The 23,948-nt window shown below is 58.0% G+C and carries 20 protein-coding genes; 9 read left to right on the forward strand and 11 right to left on the reverse strand.

Translation table 11 applies throughout. From position 1 onward, the window contains the following. Window positions 1–95: 95 nt before the first annotated feature. The 5 genes from GRI43_RS11145 to GRI43_RS11165 form a co-directional block, all read right to left on the reverse strand. Window positions 96–953 carry a Stf0 family sulfotransferase gene (locus GRI43_RS11145; RefSeq protein ID WP_160731180.1) on the reverse strand — a complete coding sequence of 286 codons (858 nt, stop codon included), beginning with the start codon at window positions 951–953 and terminating at the stop codon, window positions 96–98. A 36-nt stretch (window positions 954–989) separates the two neighbouring features. After that, window positions 990–2,312, reverse strand: coding sequence for an oligosaccharide flippase family protein (locus tag GRI43_RS11150; protein ID WP_160731181.1), 1,323 nt, complete (start codon window positions 2,310–2,312; stop codon window positions 990–992). Beyond that, window positions 2,312–4,294 carry an asparagine synthase (glutamine-hydrolyzing) gene (gene asnB / locus GRI43_RS11155; protein WP_160731182.1) on the reverse strand — a complete coding sequence of 661 codons (1,983 nt, stop codon included), beginning with the start codon at window positions 4,292–4,294 and terminating at the stop codon, window positions 2,312–2,314. Before asnB ends, GRI43_RS11150 begins: the two co-directional genes overlap by 1 nt. 149 nt (window positions 4,295–4,443) lie before the next feature. Further along, window positions 4,444–5,553: a glycosyltransferase family 4 protein gene (locus GRI43_RS11160; protein WP_160731183.1), complete on the reverse strand. Its 1,110-nt coding sequence runs from the start codon at window positions 5,551–5,553 to the stop codon at window positions 4,444–4,446. A 43-nt stretch (window positions 5,554–5,596) separates the two neighbouring features. Continuing rightward, on the reverse strand, window positions 5,597–6,619 hold the full coding sequence (locus GRI43_RS11165) for a GNAT family N-acetyltransferase (RefSeq protein WP_160731184.1): 1,023 nt from the start codon (window positions 6,617–6,619) through the stop codon (window positions 5,597–5,599). A 152-nt stretch (window positions 6,620–6,771) separates the two neighbouring features. Here GRI43_RS11165 and GRI43_RS11170 point away from each other — a divergent pair, with 152 nt between their 5' ends. Both GRI43_RS11170 and GRI43_RS11175 read left to right on the forward strand, forming a co-directional pair. Then, complete coding sequence (locus GRI43_RS11170) at window positions 6,772–7,809, forward strand: polysaccharide deacetylase family protein (protein WP_160731185.1); 1,038 nt, start codon at window positions 6,772–6,774, stop codon at window positions 7,807–7,809. 36 nt (window positions 7,810–7,845) lie between these two features. Further along, window positions 7,846–8,928: an EpsG family protein gene (locus tag GRI43_RS11175; protein ID WP_160731186.1), complete on the forward strand. Its 1,083-nt coding sequence runs from the start codon at window positions 7,846–7,848 to the stop codon at window positions 8,926–8,928. A gap of 17 nt (window positions 8,929–8,945) precedes the next feature. On the opposite strand, the gene GRI43_RS11180 is transcribed toward GRI43_RS11175, so the two are convergent. The 3 genes from GRI43_RS11180 to GRI43_RS11190 are packed head-to-tail and all read right to left on the reverse strand — an operon-like array spanning window position 8,946 to window position 12,718. Then, complete coding sequence (locus tag GRI43_RS11180; protein WP_160731187.1) at window positions 8,946–10,394, reverse strand: hypothetical protein; 1,449 nt, start codon at window positions 10,392–10,394, stop codon at window positions 8,946–8,948. A 15-nt stretch (window positions 10,395–10,409) separates the two neighbouring features. After that, window positions 10,410–11,417, reverse strand: coding sequence for a glycosyltransferase family protein (locus GRI43_RS11185; RefSeq protein ID WP_160731188.1), 1,008 nt, complete (start codon window positions 11,415–11,417; stop codon window positions 10,410–10,412). 23 nt (window positions 11,418–11,440) lie between these two features. Beyond that, window positions 11,441–12,718, reverse strand: coding sequence for a nucleotide sugar dehydrogenase (locus tag GRI43_RS11190; protein ID WP_271439655.1), 1,278 nt, complete (start codon window positions 12,716–12,718; stop codon window positions 11,441–11,443). 183 nt (window positions 12,719–12,901) lie between these two features. On the opposite strand from GRI43_RS11190, the gene GRI43_RS11195 reads away from it, so the two are divergent. The 4 genes from GRI43_RS11195 to GRI43_RS11210 all read left to right on the forward strand — a co-directional run bounded on the left by GRI43_RS11195 (window position 12,902) and on the right by GRI43_RS11210 (window position 18,460). Continuing rightward, window positions 12,902–14,302 (forward strand): O-antigen ligase family protein, encoded by a 1,401-nt coding sequence (locus GRI43_RS11195; protein ID WP_160731190.1) that lies wholly within the window; start codon window positions 12,902–12,904, stop codon window positions 14,300–14,302. A 95-nt stretch (window positions 14,303–14,397) separates the two neighbouring features. After that, window positions 14,398–15,108 carry a polysaccharide biosynthesis/export family protein gene (locus GRI43_RS11200; RefSeq protein ID WP_160731191.1) on the forward strand — a complete coding sequence of 237 codons (711 nt, stop codon included), beginning with the start codon at window positions 14,398–14,400 and terminating at the stop codon, window positions 15,106–15,108. 12 nt (window positions 15,109–15,120) lie between these two features. Beyond that, window positions 15,121–17,286: a GumC family protein gene (locus GRI43_RS11205; protein ID WP_160731192.1), complete on the forward strand. Its 2,166-nt coding sequence runs from the start codon at window positions 15,121–15,123 to the stop codon at window positions 17,284–17,286. Window positions 17,287–17,299: 13 nt separating this feature from the next. After that, window positions 17,300–18,460, forward strand: coding sequence for a hypothetical protein (locus GRI43_RS11210; RefSeq protein WP_160731193.1), 1,161 nt, complete (start codon window positions 17,300–17,302; stop codon window positions 18,458–18,460). A 46-nt stretch (window positions 18,461–18,506) separates the two neighbouring features. Here GRI43_RS11210 and fabI read toward each other — a convergent pair whose 3' ends face one another. The 3 genes from fabI to GRI43_RS11225 are packed head-to-tail and all read right to left on the reverse strand — an operon-like array spanning window position 18,507 to window position 21,316. Continuing rightward, window positions 18,507–19,310: an enoyl-ACP reductase FabI gene (gene fabI, locus GRI43_RS11215; RefSeq protein ID WP_160731194.1), complete on the reverse strand. Its 804-nt coding sequence runs from the start codon at window positions 19,308–19,310 to the stop codon at window positions 18,507–18,509. Window positions 19,311–19,315: 5 nt separating this feature from the next. Next, window positions 19,316–20,326 (reverse strand): YihY/virulence factor BrkB family protein, encoded by a 1,011-nt coding sequence (locus GRI43_RS11220; protein ID WP_202391705.1) that lies wholly within the window; start codon window positions 20,324–20,326, stop codon window positions 19,316–19,318. Between the two features lie 12 nt (window positions 20,327–20,338). Then, entirely contained in the window at window positions 20,339–21,316 is a 978-nt protein-coding gene (locus GRI43_RS11225) for a DnaJ C-terminal domain-containing protein (protein WP_160731195.1), read from the reverse strand. 214 nt (window positions 21,317–21,530) lie between these two features. Here GRI43_RS11225 and pdxH point away from each other — a divergent pair, with 214 nt between their 5' ends. Genes pdxH through GRI43_RS11240 form a run of 3 tightly spaced genes read left to right on the forward strand, consistent with a single transcriptional unit; the run spans window position 21,531 to window position 23,934 of the window. Continuing rightward, complete coding sequence (gene pdxH, locus GRI43_RS11230; RefSeq protein WP_338090038.1) at window positions 21,531–22,148, forward strand: pyridoxamine 5'-phosphate oxidase; 618 nt, start codon at window positions 21,531–21,533, stop codon at window positions 22,146–22,148. Continuing rightward, window positions 22,145–23,089, forward strand: a complete 945-nt coding sequence (locus tag GRI43_RS11235) for a cation diffusion facilitator family transporter (protein ID WP_160731196.1) — start codon at window positions 22,145–22,147, stop codon at window positions 23,087–23,089. Before pdxH ends, GRI43_RS11235 begins: the two co-directional genes overlap by 4 nt. Continuing rightward, a complete protein-coding gene (locus GRI43_RS11240; RefSeq protein ID WP_160731197.1) occupies window positions 23,086–23,934 on the forward strand; it encodes a PhzF family phenazine biosynthesis protein in 849 nt (282 codons plus the stop codon). The genes GRI43_RS11235 and GRI43_RS11240 overlap by 4 nt, the downstream gene beginning before the upstream one ends. Window positions 23,935–23,948: the final 14 nt, after the last annotated feature.

The raw sequence follows: 23,948 nt of genomic DNA on the forward strand, positions 1-23,948 counted from the left end.
AGCTGCGATTTCGGCCATTTTTAGGCGCTTCCATGCCGCCTTTACGTTTCGAGAACATCTTTGCAAAGCGCAATCGTGTGGTAGCCGTTACGCGATCAAGAAGCGAGATTGGGGGACCTGTACCACGCTTCTCCGGGGCCTTTGCGCTTAAGGATCGATTTCGACCATCGCGCCAAGTCTTTGAGGGAGTCCTTGGCAGGCAAAAATCCGTTCAATGGGGCGTTGGCCTTTTCGTCGAATTCGTCGACGAACCGCTCTGTCCATTCACTTTTTCGAGGGTTTTCCTGAGCTTCGATGGGCGGGGTCGACGGCATCAAGATCGACTGCGGATCCACGCTACAAAACTCTGAAATGCGTAGAACCTGAGCAGTGGGGTCGGCAATAAGATCTTCATGTGCAACCTCCAGAAACGGCGTGCCGGTGGCCGCAAGCGCAAGCGACCATTGCTCATGCTGCCGACTCAACGTCTGCAAATTATCTACGATTTGCTTGAAGTCATAGTGGGGCTCGCCGGATCTTGCTTGGCCAGCAATCCACACGCCGGTCTGCTGCGCGACGGTTCGCGAAATTGCCTGCGCCAACATGTCGCGTCGTACAATCCGGATAAATCGGCAATCCTCATAACGCAGTCGTAAATCGCTTATACTGCCGAAGTTCCGCAGCTGAAAATAGTGCGACTTGATCGCGAAAATTCCGTTCGAGCTGGTTCTGACACGCTCAATATGATCAAGCAGCTCGTTGATGCTCGAAAAGCTGAACCTCTGTCGCCAGTAGTCAAGGTTCTGAACATTGAAATATTCCAACGGAACGCCAAAGCCGCCAGTGTCGCGCAACGTGTGCCCCAACAGGCTGCTTCCTGATCGCTGGGTCGATGCAATGATTACTGCGCGCTTGATGGGAACCGGATTGGCAAGATCGCTCGATGGACTGAATTGTTCGTGGAATGCGCTCATAATGCCTTCGTAAATTAGTTCACAATCGTCGGTCCCCTACTCGGGGAGTGTGCGCCGAGCTAGGCCTGCAACACTGGTGTCCATACCCGTTCTGCTTCGCGCCAAGACCCACAGAAGCATATTCCACCCGATATTCGCTGACAGGTTTGCGATGGCGGCCCCGATAATACCGTATCGCGGGATCAGCAAGATGCACAGCACCACGTTCAGGACCAGCACGGCGAAGGTCGTACGCATGACGAGAAACTCGTTGCCTTGCATGACGAGTAACGTACGCGCCATGCCGATTGCTGCGCTGAATGTGAAACCTGCGGCGATCAGCAGCGCCGGCAGCGCAGCACCTTCGAAAGCTGCGCCGAACAGTAATGCGAATATGTCTTCTCCGGCTATCAGCAGAATGAGTGGCAGCGGAATAGCAGTGAGCAGGGCGAGCCGCGCCAGATGGGTCGCGGTTCTGGAAAGGCTTTCGTGATCGCCGCTTCCGGTGAATTTCGCAAATCGTTGCCCGGCCAGCATGTTTAGGGCGATATAACCGAAACTGGCCAGCATCGCGATCTGTAGTGCTGCCCGGTATAGTCCAACCTCGGCGGGCGCGACATAGCTGCCCAGAATGAGCATATCGACATATCCGTTGAGCTGGACCAGACCCGCGCTACCGGCAAGCGCTGCGGCACTGGCGAACCAGGCTTTGCGCTCGGCTGGATCCGGGCGGCGGGATTCGGCGCGGCCGGTCAGGCGGGTAATGATCAACTGGCCGATGATTGCGGAAACAACCGCAGCAATTGCCAGGGAAGCAAACAGGATCGGCAGGTTGGATGATAGCGTGGAAGAACCAAAAGCCCACCAGCCTATCGCCACGCCCATCAGGAGCAGCGATGGACGGACAAGACTTTCCGGAAGCTGCGCAAGGGCGGGCCGGTCCAACCCCCGCATCGATGCCATTCGCATGGCGGATATTTGATCGCAAAGAAGCGTTAGGAAGAGCAAGCCGATAGCAGTGAATGCCACGGGCTCCAGCGCAGCGGCGATTTCCGAACTGGCAAAATGAACCGCCGCAGTTGCAATTGCAGCGGCCAATGCGGCGAAGCCAATTGCAAGCCGGGCGCCAAGGCGCGCCATGGCACGCGCTTCGCTGCCCAGTTTATGCACCCGCGAGACGGCGCGCAGCAACATGGTCGACCAACCGTTTGAAACCGGAACCGCTGCAATTGCCAACAGGGCGACGCAATAGGCGTAAACTCCCAGGGCATCTGCACCATAGAGCCGCGCTATCGCGACCGACACCAGCACTGACAGTCCCGTTCCGAACACCCGCATGCCTGCGACGGACGCCGCCTGTTTGATCAAGGTGCGCAGCATCAGTCGGGCGCCCGCTCTGTCTGCCGCCTGTGCCACGCCTGAAACATCAGGACGTTCCAGAGCATGGTTTCATGGTCGCGCTTCCCAGTGAGATGTTCTTCCCACCGTTCGCGGATGACTGCGGTGTTCAGCAGGCCGCTATCGCCGAGCGCATCCGACGACAGTTCGCTTTCTGCCCAGTCGCGCAGCCCGGTCCGAAGCCAGCGCCCGACGGGGATCGCAAAGCCTGCTTTGGGCCGATCAACCAATTCGCGCGGCACGTGCCGATAGAGCAGTTCGCGCAAGATGGTCTTACCCTCTCCGTTACCGGCCCGCATCGCGGCCGGAAGGCTCCATGCAAAGCGGAACAGGTCTCGGTCGAGATAAGGTGTGCGCGTTTCGAGAGAAACAGCCATCGCGGCCCGGTCGACTTTCACCAGCACATCGTCCGGCATGTAATTGGCGGTATCGACCAGCATGGCGCGTTCGGCAAATGTCAGCCCTGCGGCGCGCGGATCAAGCCTGTCTGGCAGGCGGGCCATATCCGTTCCGCATGATAAAATGCTTTCCGGGTGGTCGGAAGTCGCTAGCAAGCGATCGTGAAAAGCAGCCTCGTTGGGCATCGACATGACGCGGGCGAGCTTCTGCAATTTTTCAGCCGCACGGCCCGCTGACAGTTCCCTGGGCGCCAATGGGCCAAGCGTGCGAACCACGCCGTTCACCAAGCCACCGGGGATACTGCCGATCGCCGCGCCCACCGCACGGCGGAGCGGAGCGGGCAGGCTGGCGGCTCTATTCCAGACCCGAGGGCCCTGGAAATAGCGGTTATAGCCGCCGAAAATTTCGTCACCGCCATCGCCTGAAAGCGCCACGGTGACATCGCGCCGGGCCATTTGCGAAACGAGGTAGGTAGGCACCTGGCTCGAATCTGCGAACGGTTCGTCATGTACGCCCGAAATGCCGGGTATGGCGTCCTGAACCTGCTCCGGGGTCAGAACCAGCTCGGTATGATCCGTCCCCAGATGCTGGGCCACGGCAGCGGCGGCGGGAGATTCGTCGAACCCGTCTTCTGCCATGCCGATCGAGAAAGTCCGTACCGGCCTGTCCGTACTGGCCTGCATCATTGCGACGGTCAGTGAGCTGTCGATCCCTCCGGACAGAAACGCGCCCAGCGGAACATCGGATACCATCCGCCGCGAAGTGCCTGCGAGCACCAGCCGTTCCGCTTCAATCACCGCCTGATCGAGCGAGCCGCCGAATTGCCGGCCGATTGATTGCAATGCATCGCCGGTCATGTCCCACCATGCTTGCGGCTTGGGCATCTGCTGCGCGGCGATATCCTGCTGGGAAAATGTCACGAGGTGCGCTGGCGGCAGCTTCAGAACGCCCTGCCAGATAGAGGCGGGGCCGGGGATGTAGGAATATTTGAAAAAACTGCCCAGCGCATCGAGGTTCATCGAAGGCCGGAAACCGGGAATAGCCTCGAAACTGTGCAGTTCGGACCCGAACAGCAGCGCGCCTTTCCAGAATCCGTAGTGCATTGGCTTCTCGCCGAATGCATCGCGGATCAGGGTCAGTTCGCGTTTCTGGCGGTCGAACAGCGCGATGGCGAACATCCCGTCGACCTTGTCCAGCGTCGCTTGAATGCCTTCGCGCGCAAAGCATTCGACCAGGATTTCCGTATCGGAATGGCCGCGCCATTCGATCGCGCCGTGGCGCTGCTCCAATTGCTGCCGCAATGCCGGGAAATTGTAGATTTCGCCGTTATAGGCAATCGCGAACCGGCCACCTTGCGATTGCATGGGCTGTGCGCCTGCAGGTGACAGGTCGAGGATCGACAGCCGCCGGTGGCCAAGCCCAATGCCTGCCTCTGGGTCGGTCCACAGGCCATCAGCATCCGGGCCGCGATGGGTGATCGCGCCGGTCATCAGACGCACAAGCGGCTCCATCGCTTGCCCGCCCAACCCGTCTACCGGGCCAAATATTCCTGCCAAACCGCACATGTGCGTCAATTAACTCCAGACGAAATGTTCAACGCAGCCCGCATAGCCGAAAAGGCGGCGCAGGAAAGTGGGCCCTCGTGTCCACAGCGAGTTGAACGGAGCAGTGGAACGGAAAAACTTCACTGGGCGCACTATCTGGCCCAGTCACCTTATGCGACCGATTTCTCCCGCGTCGCAGATTTGAGCAGTGCTTCCCATTGAACGGCAATCCGCTCGATGGAATAATCGGAGACCATCGCTGGGGCGTTTGAGGCTATCTGCGCTCGCGCTTCAGGATCATTTAATATGCGCTCAATGGCCTTTGCAAGCGAAGCCTCGCGATCGTCTCCCGGTGCAACTAACACCCCGTTTTTGCCGCTTTCAATCAGTGCGCTCGGTCCTGCGCAGTCGGAAAATGCGAGAACTGGGCGTCCGCTGGCCATTGCCTCAACGGCAACCATCGAAAGCGATTCATAGTGCGATGGGATTACAACTAGAGCGGCCCTGCTGTATTCAGCAGGTACATTCCGAAGGGCTCCTGGCATTTCGATACGATCAACGAAGTTTGATTTTTCAACCTGTTCTTTGATTGTTGCCCACGTCGGGCCGTCGCCCACAAGACGCAAGCGCCAGTCGGGAAGACGGGCTGCAATCCGTTCAAAAGCTGCTACCAACATGCTCTGGTTTTTTTCGGTACGAAAGCCTCCCACGCACAGGATCACCTTCTCAGGCGCAATGTCTTTTGCTGGCGCATATCTCTCGATGTCGACCGGATTCGGCAAAACGACCAGATTCTTTTGCCCGGACGCATTGTGTTCGTCCCGGACTGCTGTTGATACAACCGTCTTTGCGAAAGATAGCTTTTGGGCGAGCATAGCCAGAATGCTTTCGAGCCGGCGATCTTTGAAGTGAGATGCTGTCGTATGTTCGCTAGAGATCACACTGGTTCGGCTACCAATCAGCGCTAGCGAGAGCGGAACATATGTTGAATGCATAAAGCCCACTGCCACATCGAACTGGCCTGCGATGTGACGTCGAAACGCGCGCAACGTGTATACGAAGTCGTTTGGAGTCATGGCTGTCAGGCTCGCGCTCCTTGAGAGACCGACGCGCAACACTCTGTGATCCAGCTCATAGAAAGTTTCGAAACCGGCACGATCAAATGTAAAAACTGTGACATCATGCCCAAGTTTGGCGAGTGCGGACATGATGGCGGTAAGCACACGTTCCGCTCCGCCACCATTTCCCTCAAGAGATTTAATGCAAAATGCGATTTTCATATGATCGGGACTACTGATTTTTTGGGCACGCGCGCATCACTGTTCAAACGGTGTCACTGTCAAGATAGCTGATGTACCAATCTTCGAGTCTTGCGGAAAAATTCCCGCATTCGGATATGTCGCGCCCTCCGAAAAACAAATCCACGGGTCGCCAGCGATCAGGAAAAAAGCGAAAACCCGAACGCCGAAATACAGAGCGATTGACTGCTTGATCGGTGCACCAAGCCAGCGAAACTTCCGCCCCTCGGTTGCGTGCCAGGCGAAGCTCGTAAGTGAGCAAAGCTTCTAACGCTTTGTTGTCTTCGTTTCGTGCCGCGGCTTCCATGATGTAGCAAACTTTGGTGTCGTGTTTATCAAGCGTGGCTGTAGCAACAAATGCCGCGCAGCGGCCGTTTCTGAATATCCCAACGCAGCGATAATCGTTGAGCGGCGCTTCAAACAATCGCCAAGTAAGCCACGACGCGCTTCGGTCGCGGATAAAATGGCTTTCTTCGCAAAATTCTTCAAATAAATCAGAAACCTGCGAGTTAAGCTCGCTAAGTTCGCGGAAACCTTCGGGCTCTTGGGCTTTGCCGAACGCCAAAGGGAAGTTAATGAACCCGAGCTTTTCACTGATTCTGCGAAAAATTAACGCTGATTTGAGGGGCTTGATCAGAAAAGGTACAGTCCCGAACTTCTTCCAACCTAGTTTTCCGAACCAGCCACCGGCAGCCTTGTCATTTGGAAATCCCCAAACGTAGTCGGCACCATGTTTGTCCGCGTGTGTGTAGATTGCATTGCCCATTCCGGTGAAAAGGCCTCTCCCCCGATAGTCGGGCGAAACGATTGTATCGATGGCGTGGAGACCGACGGTTCGCCCGCGGGGCGCAATGAAAGATGAAGGCACAAGTCCGATCAGGCCAACTATTTCACCTTCATCACGCGCAGTCGCAAAAAAGCCTTTTCCGTGAGGGTTATTGAGGAAACGCCAATCCAAAAGTTCGGAGCTCTTGTCTTCGTCAGGCCCAACAAACAGACGCCCGTAAGCCTTGGAAATTTCTGGGCTATATGCCTCTACGTCATACATTATTGTCACAGGCTTTCGGTCTCCTCGTATGCGCGCGAGCTCGTGTAGCCGATGTGGCGGCGCGATGCCAACAGGCCATTTAATCGCGTTATCGCAATGTTGAATGACAAGTTTTAGCTGAACTGTCAGTGCTTCAAAGCTATGGAAATCGAATGAACGCGAAACACTCCACACTAGCTCCGGATCCAGCAGGCGGATCGCTTGTCATTTCGCTCGACTGCGAAGGTAAGTGGGGACTGGCTGACTGCCTGACTCCGCAAACGAATTCTCTGTTCAGCGACGAAGCGCTTATCGCTGTATATCGCCGTTTATGTAAAATATTTAGCGATTTTGATGCACCTGCTACTTTTGCATTCGTTGCCACTTTTTTGATGACCCCGCACGAAGCGGCGAAGCAGCTCGATAAATTGGGGTATGGGAAAGAACGCGCAGTTTCGATCTGGCTTGCAGCATATTTTGCTCAGAGGCAGCAGGGCGATTTAAACGGGTGGCATCTGCCATGTCTGGCCGACATTGTTTCGGAAAGCGGAGTGCATGAAATAGCCGCGCACGGTTTCTCTCATTTGCCGCTGAACTCCGATGGCGTAAGCCCCCAGATGGCACGCACGGAAATATCAATGTCGAAAAAGGCTTTGGCTCGGCTCGGCCATGAGGCGACTACCTACATCTATGCTAGAAACGAAATCGCGAATGTTCAAGCAGTTGGCGAAAGCGGCTTTCTTGGTTTCAGGAGCGCTCGCCTATCAAGGGGAAGGTTGAGCAATTTTGCGTCTGAATTTAGTTTGATGGATACTGCGGAACCTTTCTCTGGATCCCACGAACGTGAAAGGTTCGGCACGGTCGCAATACCGGCTGGCCGCATTCTGAATTTCCATATCGGCTTGCGGAAACTGGTTCCCAGATTTGTTACGGTGAGGCGCTGGCGCTCGATCTTGGACGACGCGGCCGAGCGGGGCGGCTGTGCACATCTCTGGTTTCATCCACACAATCTTATTTCAGATCCCCAAGCAGAGACGGTCTTGCGCAGTATCCTGAGGCACGCGTCAAACCTTAGAGATTCAGGTAAGTTGAGGATTGAAACCCAAGCGAGTTATGCCAAGGAGCGAGCGTCTCTTTCCTCTGGCAATTCGACGGAGGCGGTGTCAATTGAGCGACTTGCGAATGCCCAGCAGATAACGGTGCGCCCTTAAGTCCTGCGGTGTTGCTTTAGCAAGGGATCAGATTTCATGTGGCCATATCTTCTCGTTGGAGGGCTCTTTGCCCTAGGTGCCGTGTGGCAACCACTGAGGGCTGGCACACAGCCGAAAGAACGATCAGTTTTCCTCTTTTTCATGTTCATCGTTCTGATCGGCTTTATCGGGCTCAGACATAACATCGGGATGGATTGGAACAACTATCTGATCATATTTCACCGAGTGACTGAACAAATTGGTCTGACCGCTCTTCTGGGCCGAACGGAGCCTGGATACGTGCTAATCCTTGAGCTCGGCGCCTTGTCAGGATTAGGAATTTACGGTGCCAATTTGATCACTGCTGGAATAATTGTTTCCGGACTATTCTACTGGGCTCGAAAGTCTGCAGAGCCTTGGCTGGCGCTGGTCAGTGCCTTTCCGATGTTCATCGTAGTTTTTTCAATGAGTGCGAATAGGCAGGCGTTGGCCGCAGCGGCAATAATGGTCGTGATTGGTCTTTGGTATCGACTCTCGCTTGTCGGCCGGATCGCGGCGATATTGGCGTGCGCATCTTTTCATTACAGCGCGCTAATTTTCCTGGTGTTCGTCGCCCTCGACCTGAAAGTGAGATGGGAAATAAGGGCGGTGTTAACAATCGGCTGCCTCGCGCTTATGTTTGGGATACTTCTTCAAACTGGTCAGAGCGAATATTATGTAGACGCATACGGAAATCAGACCAGCGAAGCCTTCCGGTCCGAGGGCGCACTTTATCATTTGGCGCTAAATGCCATACTGGCTTCCTTGTATTTTTTCCTGCCTCGAGCGAGATCCATTCTCTTCCCAAACAGGTTGCTCAGAAATCTGGCGTTTGCATGCCTTCTGACAGTTCCTCTGGCGCTGGCATTCTCGACCTTGGCAAGCCGGATGAATTTTTACTGGTTCCCCATGTCGATGTTTGTTGCAGGTGCGCTGCCCCAAATCGTAGATTTCAAAATGAGGCCGCTACTGCGTATCGGAATTTGCCTCGTTTACGGACTGACGATGATCGTTTGGCTGACATACGCGAATTCAGCGCAAGCCTATATCCCATATAAGAACCTCATCTTCATGGATGCCAGGATGTCAGTTTTGCGCTGATTGAATTTCTCTTCCAATCATTTTTCTGAGTTTGGGCGACTACTTTTCTTAAGCGATTTGCAAATGTCCATGATGGCTTTGAGATCATAGTCGCCACCCGGTTCGATTGCGGCCCAGGCTTCTTTGAACGCAGTGCGGCGTTGTTCAGGGTCTAATACCCGACTGATTGCCATGTGAAGCCCCGCGACATCATCAATTCGCAAGGGATACGTATTGTAGATCAGATCGCGTTGCATTGGCGCCATGCTTGCAACAATAGCAGGTTGACCCATTCGGAGTGCATCAGTGAGCACCGTTGAAGGGGAGGTGACCACGACAGAAAATTCGCAAAGCCGTCCATAGGGCAGTTCACTTGGCCAGCGGGAAAAGCCTGCTCTAGAGACCGCTCGTTCAAGTTTAGCCTTCTCTTGCGATGCCACGACGTCGATTTGCGGGTGAGGGCGCCATATAATCTTGCTGGGATCTTGATCGAAAGCATCGGCCAATTCCCTCACAAGCCTGACGAGAGCAATATCGGCCTCTGCGCCATTCTCTTGATAGGCCAAATTTTGCAGATGCGTATAGGAGGTCAAAAGAGCCCAGTGGCCGTCCCCAGGGCAAACCTCTGGTTGCGACAAGGGCAGTGCTGCAGTCTGTATGTAACCAGGAAGCAATTGCGCAAGGCGCGCATCGGCGCCGCTTGGAAATAGAGCGAGGTCCGAGACTCCAGCAAATGACCAGCCAGTATGACTGCCGTGAACAACATGAGTTGTGTAGGCCCCGCTGGCCTGCATGGCTTTTTCGAGCAGTGAGCTATCAGCTGTACCAGTGTGCCCGAAAAGGGCATGGTCAACAACTTCTCCTGAAGCTGCAGTATGCCACCAGCAAGCATGGACTTCGCCTTGCGCAAACCTGTAGGCGATTGCCACACGGCTCCTGAAATCGATCCGGCCGCTGTAATTTGCTGTCTCCCGGATACCCGCTAGCAAGTTTGCAACTATTGCTGGGAGTGCCTTACAAAAACTGCCGAGGGAAAGTGGGCGAATTGCCGGCCAACCGGCTAGTTCGTTGCTTACGTCAAAACGCCTGAATGCCTCTGCAGTGCTACATGACGGCCGTCCGAGAAGGAGCAAAGGTATAATAGCTTGCGGCTCATCTCGGCGGTGGTTGACGAGCGACCCATGGATGTGACGGGTCCGTGTGCTGACCTCGCCATGCACTGCCGCGACGATCGTGCCACCTGAAAGCTTTGCTGCCGCGGATCCAGATGAGGTGCCGCAGTGTCGCACGATCAACCAACCCAAAGTGGCGATAGCAAATAGCGAAGCCAAAAACTGAGCTGCAAAATTCACCAATGGATTTTTGGGAGAGGGTACCTCCCCGACATTTTGCGCAGCCAATGCGGCCAATTCCAAGCGCCACACTTCATCCGACACGTCCGCAACCATCGAGCTGATCCGTCCAGTCGCGTTCTCAATTGCGTGCATTGGCCGCTCAACTCCTCACAAACTTGCCAAGTCAGCGAACAGGGTTTCCATGGCGGCGCGGCCTTCGCTGCGGAATCTCTCCAGATTGCTGCTCTCGTCACCGTGCCACTGCGATGCCCGTTCGATCAGGCCGGCATCGATGTCGCCTGGCTTCGCCACAACACGCCACGGCTGCAGACCGGCATCGGCCAGCGTCGCCTCGATCTTGTGGGTGTTCGACGAGAGCGCGAGCATCGGAGTGTGCGCCCCGAGGCAAAAGATCATCATGTGGAACCGCCCGGTCACAACCAGCTGTTTCGTGCCGACCTTGCCGGTGGTCACGTCTCGGCTCGGTTCCTGTTCCCGGTAATCCTGCACCGTTCCGCGCAGCGCTTTCAGCGCGTGAGCGGGGTTGAAGATCGCGGCTTTGGTGGGGCCGAAACGAAGCAGCCATCGCAGCACCGTCATGGGCTGCATATCGAGCTGCACCAGTGGCAGGGGCTGCGCGCCGATCGCCCACATTTGTTCATACAGCGCCAATGCTTTCGGACCCTGCACACTGTCGCAGTAACCCACGCCGCTGCGCAGTGCAGATATTTCCGGCTGATGGTAGAGGGCGAGGTCCGGAATGCGCCGCGCATGGTGTCCGTGCACGGCCAGTTCGGCCTCGCTCGCACTTTCACGCACCGTCACGATGTCGAATGCTTCCAGCGCACGCAGCGCGTCTGCGCCGTTGGCCTGCCAGGTCGAATTGATCAGCGCCGCTTTCGTCCCGTGCTCACGCGCGAACCGGCCAACGTCCAGCAGCTTCAGCCCTGCCGGGCGGTCATGATGGACGGTCCCTTCACCGTTCACGATCACCAGGTCGGCCGACTTGATAGCGCCCGCGATTTCCGCGTCGGCGTGCCAGTCGTGATGTGCCGGGCTGCTGGCGATAATTTCGATGCCGTTCCTGGCGCTCAGCGTGCCGATTGTCTCGACCACCGTGGTGCAGCCATGGTGCCTGTCGATCCGGGTATCGTTGAGAAGAACGGCCCTTACCATCGTGGTTCTCGCGACATGACGCCTTAAAGGCGGCCGTCGCTGTCTTCCTTGGGGAACAGACCCTTCGCGTCGAAGAATACCGAGTTTTCCTTGCCGAATGCGCGGATGTCGGCGGCGCCCATATCGGCAAACTGGTGATGGCCCACGGCGAGGATGACCGCGTCATACGCACCTTTGGCCGGTTGCTGCGAAAGCGGGCGGATACCGAATTCTTCCTCGGCTTCGTCCGCATCGATCCACGGATCATATACGTCGACCGAGGTGTTGAAGCTTTGCAGGCGCTGGATGACACCGGCCACTTTCGAGTTCCGAAGATCCGGGCAGTTCTCCTTGAACGTCAGGCCAAGAACAAGAACCTTTGCATCCACCACCGGCACCCGGTTGCCCAGCATCAGGTGGACAACCCGGTCCGCGACATAGGCGCTCATCCCGTCATTCACCCGGCGGCCCGCCAGGATCATTTCCGGATGATAGCCAACCTGTGCCGCGCGGTGGGTCAGGTAATAGGGATCAACGCCGATACAGTGCCCGCCAACCAGGCCCGGTGTGAACGGGAGGAAATTCCACTTGGTGCCGGCCGCCGCCAGCACTTCGCGCGTGTCCAGGCCCAGTTTTTCAAACAGGATCGCCAATTCGTTGATCAGCGCGATGTTCACGTCACGCTGGGTGTTCTCGATAACCTTGGCTGCTTCGGCAACCTCGATCGAAGCCGCCTTGTGCGTACCGGCGGTGATTATTTCCGCGTACAGCGCGTCCACCGCATCGGCGACTTCGGGCGTCGACCCGCTGGTAATCTTGGTGATCAGCGGAAGGCGGCGTTCCTTGTCGCCCGGATTGATCCGTTCAGGACTGTATCCGGTGAAGAAATCGACATTGTGGGTCAGGCCGGAAACACGCTCCAGAACCGGAACGCAGAAATTCTGCGTACAGCCTGGATAGACGGTGGATTCGTACACCACCACGGCGCCTTTCTTCAGCGCCTTGCCCACGGTTTCAGAGGATTTTTCCAGCGGCGTCAGGTCGGGGCGATTGGCCTCGTCAATCGGTGTGGGAACGGTAATGATGAACACGTCGCAATCAGCGAGATCAGCCGGTTCGCAGCTGAATTCAAGGTGCTTTGCTGCGGCAAGCTCGTCGCCGTCGACTTCGAGTGTTTCGTCATGTCCATCCTGCAGTTCGGCAACGCGGCGTGCGCGAATATCGAAACCCAGTACGGGACGGGTCCGGCCAAATTCCACAGCCACGGGAAGGCCGACATAACCGAGCCCGATCACGGCGATTTTCTTGTCCGACAAATTCATCAATTTTCGATCCTGTTCACGGCCCCGGCCCTACTGCTTGCGGCTTCCGGACGCAGCGGAAGGCTGCCTGCCTGTTTCGCGCCGCTGCGTTGCGGAAGCGCCGCCCACAGTCAAGGCCGCAATGGCTTGACAGCGACCTTTTCGGCTTGAAGAGCACCCTGCAATAAGCAACCCAATGTTTGGATGCCAAAAACCGAAATGAAAATGACCCGCGATCAGAACAATTCTATTGCGCCATCCAGCTGGGTTTTGCTGGGATTGTTCGCTGCCTTCGTTGCCCTTTTGGGAGGCAGTTCGCGCCCCGATGCAGCGCAAATTGTCTTGCTGCGCCCGATGGCGGCTCTTTATCTGATCCCGATCTTCATTTTTCTTGGCAGGCAGGATTTGTCCGCAATCCGCGCACCGTTGATGTTCATCGGGGCGCTGGGCCTGTGGATGTTGTTGCAACTGATCCCCCTGCCGGCGGGCCTGTGGCAAGCCTTGCCGGGCCGTGAACCCGTCGCTGAAATAGGCGCGCAGATCGGCCTAGCCGATATCTGGCGGCCAATTTCGCTGGTGCCAACGCGCACGCTGAACGCTTTGGCCAGCCTGATTGTCCCGCTCGCAGCATTGCTGGTCTTGGCAGCAGCAGGTGCCTCTCGCCGCGCCATCCTCATGGTTTTGGCGGCACTCGGCTCGCTCAATGCGCTGCTTGGAATATTGCAGGTGATCGGCGGCAGTTCGCAGGCGCTTTTCTTCTACGAAATCACTAATTTCGGCTCCGCGGTGGGTTTTTTCGCCAATCACAATCACAGCGCAGTGTTTTCGTCGCTGACGCTCGTAATCATCGCGTTTCTTGCCACCCAACCCGAATTCAGGTTCGATCGTGCGTGGCAGAAGACATTGCTCGCCGCGCTGTTCCTGCTGGTCTTGCTGGCAGCGTTGGTGGGTCTTTCCCGCGCCGGACTGCTGACGACGGTCCTCGCCTTGGGAGCCAGTGCATTGCTGTTCCGGATTGGTTGGGCGAAGGGGCATCGCCGCCGCGGGCAGGGCGGTGGGCAACCCTCGATCAAGCCGGTCTGGGCCCTTGCGGTTCTGGCGGCTTCGATTGCCGGCGTGATCGCGATTTTCCTGATGTTCGACCGCATTCCGGCGCTCAACCGGGTTACCGAAAGCGGAACGTTCGATGATCTGCGTTGGAGCCTGCTGCCCATTCTGGGTGAGATGATCGCTGCCTATTGGCTGACAGGTGCCGGTTTCGGGTCGTTTGAGGAGGTTTATCATATTCACGAACCGGCCTCACTGATGCTTCCGTCATACGTCAATCAGGCGCATAATGACTGGGCCCAGCTGCTGATCGAAGGCGGGGTACCGGCATTGGCCATTCTGGCAATCTTCACCGTCTGGGTGGGGCGCGGCATCCTGGCCATGTGGCGGAGGAACAGCAGCCTGGCCCGCCCGGTATTCTGGCTGACCGTTGCAGCGATAATCGTGTTTGCCAGCCTGGCAGATTATCCTCTGCGGACGCCGTTATTCCAGATGGCTGCGATATGGCTGGTCGGGCTGTTTTCCATCGACCGCAGAAATCCCGCTATTTCAGGCTAGTGTATTGCGCCCGCGGCCACGGTTGCGGGCAAAAACCACTTTGCTTATGCTCTGGCCATGGTTAAGGCCTCGGGCTTCGGGATCTGAAGGATGTCATGACAGGAATTTTCAAACCGGCGCTTGCTGTTTTCGCCATGGCCCTAACGCTGGCTGGATGTGCGAAAGACCGCTCCGTAGGGCTCGCCTCGTCGGTCGAGGTTGCCTCACTTGCGGAGCTTCCGGCTCCGTCCAAATCACAGATTTACACCGTTGGTGCTCAGGAACAGCTTGAAATCAACGTCGCCGATGCAGAGCGTCTCAGTGGTACGTACCTGACAGACGCTGAAGGCTACATCGCATTTCCGCTGGTCGGCGACCTGTTCGTGTCCGGCAAGACGCCCAATCAGGTCGCGCGCATGATCGCCGATCGGCTTCGCGGCGAATATATCGTCAACCCGCAGGTCCGCGTTCGCCCGACGAACATGACGGTACCGTCGATTTCAGTTGGCGGCGAAGTCACCCAGCCGGGCACCTATCCGGCTGGCACATCGCGGACGTTGCTGCGCGCGGTGAACAACGCCGGCGGGCTGGACGATTATGCCAAGAAAGACGACGTGCTCGTTATGCGCACAGTTGCCGATCAGAAGTATATCGGCGTCTACAATATCGAAGCGATCCAGCGCGGCAATTATGATGATCCGATGCTTTATCCCGGCGATATCGTCATGGTTGGCGATTCCCCCGGCCGCCGAAATCTGGAAAACATTCTGCAGTTTATTCCGCTGCTGTCGACAAGCGCGATCCTGATTGATCGCACTTTCAACTGATCGCGAGTAAAGATGACCAACACCCCATCAGTCGCGAACGAATACCCCGGCGCCGCAGCTTCCTCTGAAGAGGGCGGCTCCGAGGATTCGTTCCGGATCGACCTTGAACGGTTCTGGATCCAGGCGCTTAATCTCAAATACTGGCTGCTCGGCATCATTGCCCTCGGCCTGCTGGCTGGTTTGGCAATTACTTTGCTGTCGCCGAAGCTCTACCGTGCGACGTCGCGGATCGAGATTTCGATGGTCCAGCAGAACATCACTTCAGCCGAGCCAATCGAAATCCAGAGCCGGTCCGGTGATTTCCAGTATTACACGACGCAGTATGAGCTTCTGGAATCCAAATTCCTCGCCCAGCGCGTGATCGAAGCGGGTAATCTGACGCGCGACGAAGAATTCCTCAATGCGTTCGACCTGCGCGATGCCGGCACTATCTCGGCTAAGCGTCTCGAAAGCATCCTGCGCAACAACGTGACGATTGATCCCGTGCCGACTTCGAGCCTGGTGGACATTCGTTTCTCGAGCCAGAATGCCGACGTGTCGGCGCGGATCGCCAATCTGTGGGCGCAGGAATTCCTGCAAGCCAACTATGAAAAGCGTTTTGGTGCGAACATCGAGGCGCGCGAATTTCTTGAAGACCAGATCGAGGAACTGCGCGAACGGCTCGCTTTGTCCGAACGCGAGCTTATCGATTATGCGAATGCGAATGAAATCATCATTCTGAATTCCGATGCGGCAGGCGAAGGCTCCGATTCCGCAGGCCAGTCTCTGGTCGGGTCGGAACTCGCTGCGCTGAATGCTGCGCTGGCAGAGGCAACCACCCAGCGTATTCAGGCGGAAAGCGCCCTGCGTGCAGGTGCTCGTAACGAAGCTGGCGCGGCTGCCGCAGCCGGGCTTCGCAGCCGACTGGCAGAAGCGCAGGCACAGCTGGCAGATCTGCAATCGCGCTTCGGCCCCGGTTATCCGGAAATCCAGGCGAAGAAGGCAGAGATCGCTTCACTTCGCCAGGCGCTGACCGGTGAAAGCAGCATCGACAACCAGGATTTGCAGGCAGCGTTTCGCAAGGCATCGCTGCAAGAACAGCAGCTGCGGGCGAAGTTCCAGCAGACCAAAAACTCTTTCCTTGGCCAGCAGGGTACCGGCATCCAGTACGGCATCCTGAAACGCGAAGTTGATACCAACCGCCAGCTCTATGATGCGCTTTTGCAGCGTTACAAAGAACTGGAAGCGGCGGGTGCCGGCAAGAACAACATGAACCTGATCGACGCCGCTGCGCCTCCGGGCGCGCCCTACGCGCCGTCGCTGATCCGCAACCTGTTGATCGGCCTGATCGCTGCGCTGCTGGTCGCTGCCGCGCTGGTCTATCTCCGCGAAACCATGGATCAGACGATCCGCGATCCTTCGGATGTCTCACGCAAGCTCGGCCTGTCGCCGCTTGGCCTCATCCCGCGCGTCGAATCCGACGATATCGTGGAAGAGCTGGAGCGGCGGAGTTCGGAAATCAGCGAGGCGTATGCTGCTGCGCGTACCAACATGGCGTTCCTCACGCCGAACGGTGCGCCGCGTGCAATCATGCTCACCTCGACCCGCCCGAACGAAGGCAAGAGTATCTCGTCGGTCGCTCTCGCCCGCAGCTTCGTGCAGCTGGGCAAGAAGGTACTTCTGATCGACGCCGATTTGCGTCACTCCGGTCTGAGCGATTTCATCGGTGTGAATGCGGAAGCCGGAAAAGGGCTCAGCGGTATGCTGGCGGGTAACGGACCACTTGCTGGTGTCGTGTTCCCGGTAGAACCGCACGGCTTCGACCTGCTGCCAACCGGCCACAAGCCGCCCAATCCCGTCGAACTGCTGGCCGGACCTAACCTCAAACACGTCATCGACACAGCGCTGGAAGAATATGACCAGGTGATCGTCGATGGTGCGCCGGTTCTTGGCCTGGCTGACGCTCTGGAAGTTTCCAAGGCGGTTGAAGGCGTGGTCTACGTGGTTGAATCCAACGGCGTGAATGTCCGTGCGATTGAAAATGCTCTCACACGCCTGAAGACCGCCAATGCGCGCATCTTCGGTGCGGTCGTGACCAAGCTGGACCAGCGCAATTCCGCTTATGGTTACGGCTATGGATACGGCTACGGCTATGGCTATGGCGATCGTGACAGCGAATTGGTAGAACGCGGCGCCTGATATGGGCGGGCGTATGCCACGGATACTTGCTGCGAGCGCCGGGGCGGTAGTTCTTGCTGCGCTTCTCGCGGTTCAGGCGGGCAGTAGCGTCCTGACACGGAAACAGCCCGGACTTTCGTCGCGCCTGCTTTCTGTGAACGGCCTCGCGCTGGAACAGCAGGCAACGCGCCAATTCATGTCGGCTGTGAAGGAACGCGATGACCTCGTGCCATCGGCGCAGGCAGCATCCCCTGTGGCCCTGAGCGCCATTGCCCGTGATCCCCTCAGCCCGAAATCCTATGCCGTCCTCGCAGTGGCTGAGCAGAATCCGGAGCGGAAGCGTGCCCTGCTGGATGCAGCCAGCAAGCTCAACCGGCGGGATTTGCTGCTGCAGGGCCTCGTACTGGAAGAAAGCGTTGCGCAGAAAGACTACGCTGCGACGCTTGCCACGCTCGACATGATCCTGAGCGTTCACCCCGAGCAAAAAGCAAACTTCTTCCCAATCCTGCTTCAGGCATTGTCAGAGAAAGACGCGCTGCCGGCGCTGTCGGGCATCCTTGATCAGGAGTCTGAATGGCAGGAAGATTTCTTCAAGTTCGCCGTGCGCAAGCCTGAGGTTTTGACCAACCTCGCCGAATTGCGCTTGCAGCGCGCGTCGGTTTCGCCAGATGTTGACCAGCGCCTGATCTCGGGTCTCGCCAGTGCGGGCCAGCTGGACAAGGCCTACGAAGTGTACCGTGCGGCCAACGAAGAGCCTGCGCCGTCATCTGGCAACCGGATGATCATCGATTGGCGTGCGCGTTTCTCGCCCTTCGACTGGGAACTGGCGGATGAAGCAGGCTTTCGTGCGCAGCCCTCGGCTACCCCGGACCAGCTTGAAGTGTTCGTCCGCGGCGGCAAAGGCGGCCTCCTCGCCAGCCGGAATATCAGGCTGCGGAACGGGCCGATTGCCCTGCGGATCAACCACGACCTCACCCCGCCTGGTCAGGTTGAGGACGTGCGCCTGCAACTGAGCTGTCCGGGGGCGGAGCAGACGTTCTATGATGAGCCGCTCAGGTTTGGGTCGCGCGATTACCGGATTGGCCGAAAACCGGCGGCCTGCGATTTTGTCACCATTGCGATCCGCGCGCGGGCATGGACCGGCAGCAGCGCAATTCGCGGCACCATCAACCGGATCGAGATACTCGGTAACTAGGCCGGGCGTTTGCGGCGGTACCCGCCCTTAAAGACGGGCTGCTGCATCAATCCAGCGCGATATCGGGCGCGTCTTCCTGTTTCATGCCGACAACGTGATAGCCGCCGTCGACATGGTGGGTTTCGCCCGTAACGCCGGACGACAGGTCGGACAGGAAATAGAGCCCCGACCCGCCAACATCGTCTATTGTGATATTCCGGCGCATCGGTGAATTGAGCTCGTTCCATTTGAGGATGTAACGGAAATCGCCGATCCCGCTCGCGGCGAGTGTTTTGACCGGACCTGCCGAAATTGCGTTGACGCGGATGTTCTGCGGACCAAGATCATTGGCAAGATATTTTACGCTGGATTCCAGTGCCGCCTTGGCAACCCCCATCACGTTGTAGTGCGGAATGACTTTCTCCGCCCCGTAATAGGTCAGGGTGATGATCGAACCACCATCGGGCATCATTTCAGAGGCGCGCTTGGCAACCGCGACCAGCGAGTAGGCTGAAATATTCATCGTCATGAGGAAGTTGTCGAGGCTGGTGTCGACATATTTGCCGCGCAGCTCGCTCTTGTCCGAAAAACCAATGGCGTGGACCACGAAATCGATCGTTTCCCAGCGTGATTTGAGCGTTTCAAACGCCCGGTCGAGTGCAGACATTTCGGAAACGTCGCATTCGAAAGTGAAATCGGATCCAAGCTGTTCAGCCAAGGGCTTTACCCGCTTTGCCAGCGCATCGCCCTGATAGGTAAAAGCCAGCTCCGCGCCGTGTTCGCTCAGTTTCTTGGCAATACCCCAAGCGAGCGATTTGTCGTTCGCAAGGCCCATAATCAGCCCGCGCTTACCTGCCATCAATCCGGTCATCAGCTTTATCCTTGCTGCAATTCTTTATCTGCACCCCCGTCTCCGTCCGCGCCGTTCTCTGGATCGTCCAGCGGCGGTTCGGCGAGGGCTGCGTTCAATTCTGCTCCGGCGACCATCCCTAAGCCGACTAGCCAGAAAAAGAAAAGTGCGATCATGATTCCGGCCAGGCTTCCATAGGTGAGATCGTATGAGAAAAACCGTTTGAGGACCGGTGGCAGAGCGATTGTGACCGCCACCCACCAACCGGTGACCAGCAGGGCGCCGGGCCATTTCGGATAGCTTTTGCCGCGGTAGGTTTCCGGGGTCAGCGTCACGAACAGCATGAAGATCGATCCGAACAAGCCCACCGCCGGGACAATGCGCGACAGCGACAATTCCGCCAGCGCATCATTCAGCCATGGCAGGTAAGCGGAAATAACTTCTTGCGCGGCACCGATCAGCACCTGCGCAAACAAGGACAACATTAACAGGATCACCGCGGCGACGATCACGCCAATTGAAAGCAGACGGTACCGCCAGAACGCGAGTGTCGGCGCGGTCCCATAGGCGCGCCGCAATATGTCGCGAATGGTTTCGATCAGGCTGGAAACGGTCCACAGTCCAACCGCCGCACCGACCCACAGCAGCCAGCCCGATCGAGCATCGATGACGTTGCGCGCCACCGGCTCGATTACATTGCCGACCACGGGCGGCAAGGCGTACAGGATGGTGTCGATAGTCGCGGCGCGTTCCGCTTCCTCGCCGATTGCAGAAAAGATTGCCGCGGCAAGGATGAAGAACGGAAACAGCGCCAGCATCGCCATGTAGGCGAGGTTGCCCGCATGGATGAAGCCGTCATTGTATGTGCCCGAGGCAGTGCGTTTGAGCACTTCGAATGCCCGGCTGCCAGGCCCGACATGGTTGCCGAGACCTTCGCGCAGCCGGTCCCGCTTGCGCCGCCGTGCCTCCGGGGAAAGCGATGCAACGGGTCTGTCCTTTGCATGGGGGATTTCGGAAATGTGTCTGCCCCTGTTCAATGCGCCTAAGGGTCAGACCCCCATATCGGCTCGCGGATTGCCATCATCCTGCCAACCGTCGAGCCGCTTGGCCAGTTCCGGCAAATCTTTCGGCAGGATAATCTCGAGCGTCACCAGCTGATCGCCGCGTCCTCCGCTTTTCCTGGAGAAACCCTTGCCTTTGAGGCGCAGCACGGTCCCGCCATTGGTGCCCGGTTTGAGCGTCATCATCACTGGCCCGTCAACCGTTGGGACTTTTACCTTCGCGCCGTTGACCGCTTCGTCCAGCGTAATCGGCAAGTCCATGCGGACCTCGCTTCCGTCACGACGAAAGAAGGGGTGGCTCTGGACCGCGATTGTCACGAGCCCGTCGCCAGGTCCACCCGGCCCCTGTTCGCCTTTGCCCTTGAGGCGCATTTGCGTGCCATCTTCGACCCCGACCGGCAGGCTCAAATCAATGGTTTTGCCGTCAGACAGAGTGATGCGCTGTTTTTTGAGGCTGGCTGCATCGACAAACGGAACCTTCAGCCGATACTGGATATCGGCACCCTTTTGCGGAGGGGGAGGAGGGCGGCGCCCAAAGCCCTGCGGACCGCCGGGTCCGGTCCTCGGGCCGCCTCGTGCGGCTCCGCCAAACAGCCCTTCGAAGATATCGCCGAGATCGACGCCGTCTTGAGAAAATCCCTCGAAATCCTGTGCGCTGAAGCCGCCTTGCGGTCCGCCGCGGCGACCGCCGCCCATACCCGATCCCATTCCGCCGCCGAATCCGGCACCGAAAGGGTGCGTGGGATTGCCGTCAGCGTCGATTTCGCCGCGATCGAACTGGGCGCGTTTGTCCTTGTCGGACAGCAGATCATAGGCCTGCGTCGCTTCGCTGAACCGCTCGGAAGCTTTCGGGTTGTCCTTGTTTCGGTCCGGGTGGAGTTCCTTGGCGAGTTTACGGTACGCGCTCTTGATCTCGCTCTCGGAAGCTCCGCGTGCAACGCCAAGGATGGAATAAGGGTCGGCCATGGCGTGTTAGCTAGGTGCTACAGTCGCTGCTTGCAAGCGGATAGACTTCCCTACCGCTTGCAGCTTGGCTAGGACTGCACCGGCAGGCAGAAAATCGGCTTTGGCTCATGACCAGTGCAGGAGGCAGCAAAGCAGGTTTGAAGCCAGGCCTCGAACGTAGGGCCGATAGGCCGCAAGACAGTGTTCCACCCGTTCCATTCGACAGGAAATTGCCGTGAAAGCTGAACAAAGCGCCATCCCTTCGTCGGACCCTTTCGGACTGTTCGAAGAATGGTTTGCGCAGGCGCGCGAAAGCGAGCCGAACGATCCCAATGCAATGGCTTTGGCGACGGCAACGCCCGGCGGTGCCCCTTCGGTGCGGATGGTCCTGCTCAAGGGCCACGGGGCAGACGGGTATGTGTTCTATACCAATGCACAAAGCCGCAAAGGTCAGGAAATACGCGCCAATATGCAGGCCGCCCTGCTGTTTCACTGGAAAAGCCTGCGCCGGCAAATCCGGATCGAAGGGCCGCTGGAAGAAGTCAGCGCGGCGATGGCCGACGATTATTTCCACTCACGCCCGCATGTCTCGCAAATCGCATCGGCGGCATCCGACCAGTCCCGGCCGCTGGCTGATCGCAGCGAATATTATGACCGCGTCGCCAAGCTGGAAGAAGAGTATCCGGAAGGCAGTAACGTTCCGCGCCCTGCGCACTGGACGGGGTTTCGCCTGCGCCCCCGGGCGATGGAATTCTGGCTCGACAGGCCGGGCCGGATGCATGATCGCCGCCGGTTCGAGCTTGCCGGTGCCGGCGATGCCCTGAGCTGGGAAGACAGGCTGCTCTATCCGTGACCGAACCGTTTGAACACCGCGCCGGTCTGGCCCGAAGCGCAGCGATTGCGTCTATTGCAGTGGCGGTGTTCCTCGTCGTCCTGAAATTCTGGGCCAGCGTCCAGACCAGTTCCACCGCCATGCTGGGCAGTCTGGCCGATAGCGCGCTCGATCTGATTGCCAGCATCGCGACGCTGATCGGTGTGTGGATTGCCGCGCAGCCGGCTGATGACAATCACCGGTTCGGCCACGGCAAGGCCGAATCGCTATCGGCCATGTTCCAGGTGATGCTTATCGCGCTGTCGGCGGCGGGTATCGGCTTTCGCGCTGTCGCCAAGCTGATCGAAGGCGGCCGGACCGAGGCGGCGGTAGAGGGTATCTCGGTATCGGTCATCGCGATCATCGCTACCATCGCACTGCTTGCCTGGCAGCGATATGTGATCCGCCGCACCCGATCGGTCGCGATTTCGGCCGATCACGTCCACTACCAGTCGGATTTGTTGCTCAATGTTGCGGTCATCGCTGCGCTGGTGCTCGATCAATATGCCGGTTTCGCGCAAGCTGACCCGATTTTCGGGCTTGGCATCGCGGCCTGGCTGTTGTGGGGCGCATGGCGCGCCGCGTCAGAGGCGATCGATCACCTGATGGACCGCGAATGGCCCGAGGAGAAGCGTCAACGGTTTGTCGAAATTGCGGCCAAACACCCTGAACTCAGCAACCTCCACGATTTGCGCACGCGCACCAGCGGCACCCACGATTTCGTCCAGTTCCATGTCGATATGCCTGCCGACATGACGGTCGAACAGGCGCATGACATTATCGAGCGGGTCGAGTCCGATCTCTGCAGCCATTTTCCGCATATGGAACTTCTGATCCATATCGATCCGGAGGGGCATGTGGACGAACCAGGCAATCCTCTGGTGGAAGAAAACGAGTTTGAAAAACTGGAGAGAGGAACATGACCAGCACACGCCGCGCCATTCCGTATTGGCATATCGATGCCTTCGCCGACCGGCCCTTTGCCGGGAATCAGGCCGCGGTCATGCCGCTGGACGAATGGCTGCCCGACAATGTGCTGCAGGCAATCGGCGAAGAAAACAATTTCGCCGAAACTGCCTTTGTTGTTCCCGATGAAACCGGCGAAGCGGATTACGAATTGCGCTGGTTCACCCCGACGGACGAGGTCGCAATGTGCGGCCATGCGACGCTTGCCAGCGGCCATGCCCTGCTGGAGCGTGACGGAGGCGAAAGGGTCACTTTCCGCACGCGCAAGGCCGGCATCCTCGAGGTGAAGCGTGCAGGCGGCGGATATGAATTGTCGCTCCCTGTTACATTGGTGGAACCTCGCGAGGATACCGCGCTGCTGGATGCTCTGGGCGCTGAAGGCGAAGTGTTCCATTCGGTTTCCGGCGCCGAAGCGACCGCGATCATTCTGCTAGAGAGCGAGGCGGCACTGCGGTCGCTCGACCCGGATATGCGCAGACTGGGCCAGATCGATCTGATGGCGATCTGCACCGCGCCCGGGAATGGCGCGGGCGAAGGTGCAGGTGCTGGCCCCGATGTTGTCAGCCGGGTGTTCGTGCCGGCATGGGGCGTTGACGAAGACAGCGTGACCGGTTCAGCCCATGCGGCGCTCGCGCCGTTCTGGGCAGATCGGCTGGGAAGACGCGAATTTACCGCGCATCAGGCCTCGGCCCGCGGCGGCGATCTGGTTTGCCGGCTCGAAGGCGGCGGCGAAGCTGCGCGGGCATGGCTTGGCGGCCCCTGTGTAACAGTGGTCGAAGGGACCTTTTACACCGCAGTCTAGTATGCCGCCTCCTG

The organism is Pontixanthobacter luteolus (genome assembly GCF_009828095.1).
GTDB classification, from domain to species: domain Bacteria; phylum Pseudomonadota; class Alphaproteobacteria; order Sphingomonadales; family Sphingomonadaceae; genus Pontixanthobacter; species Pontixanthobacter luteolus.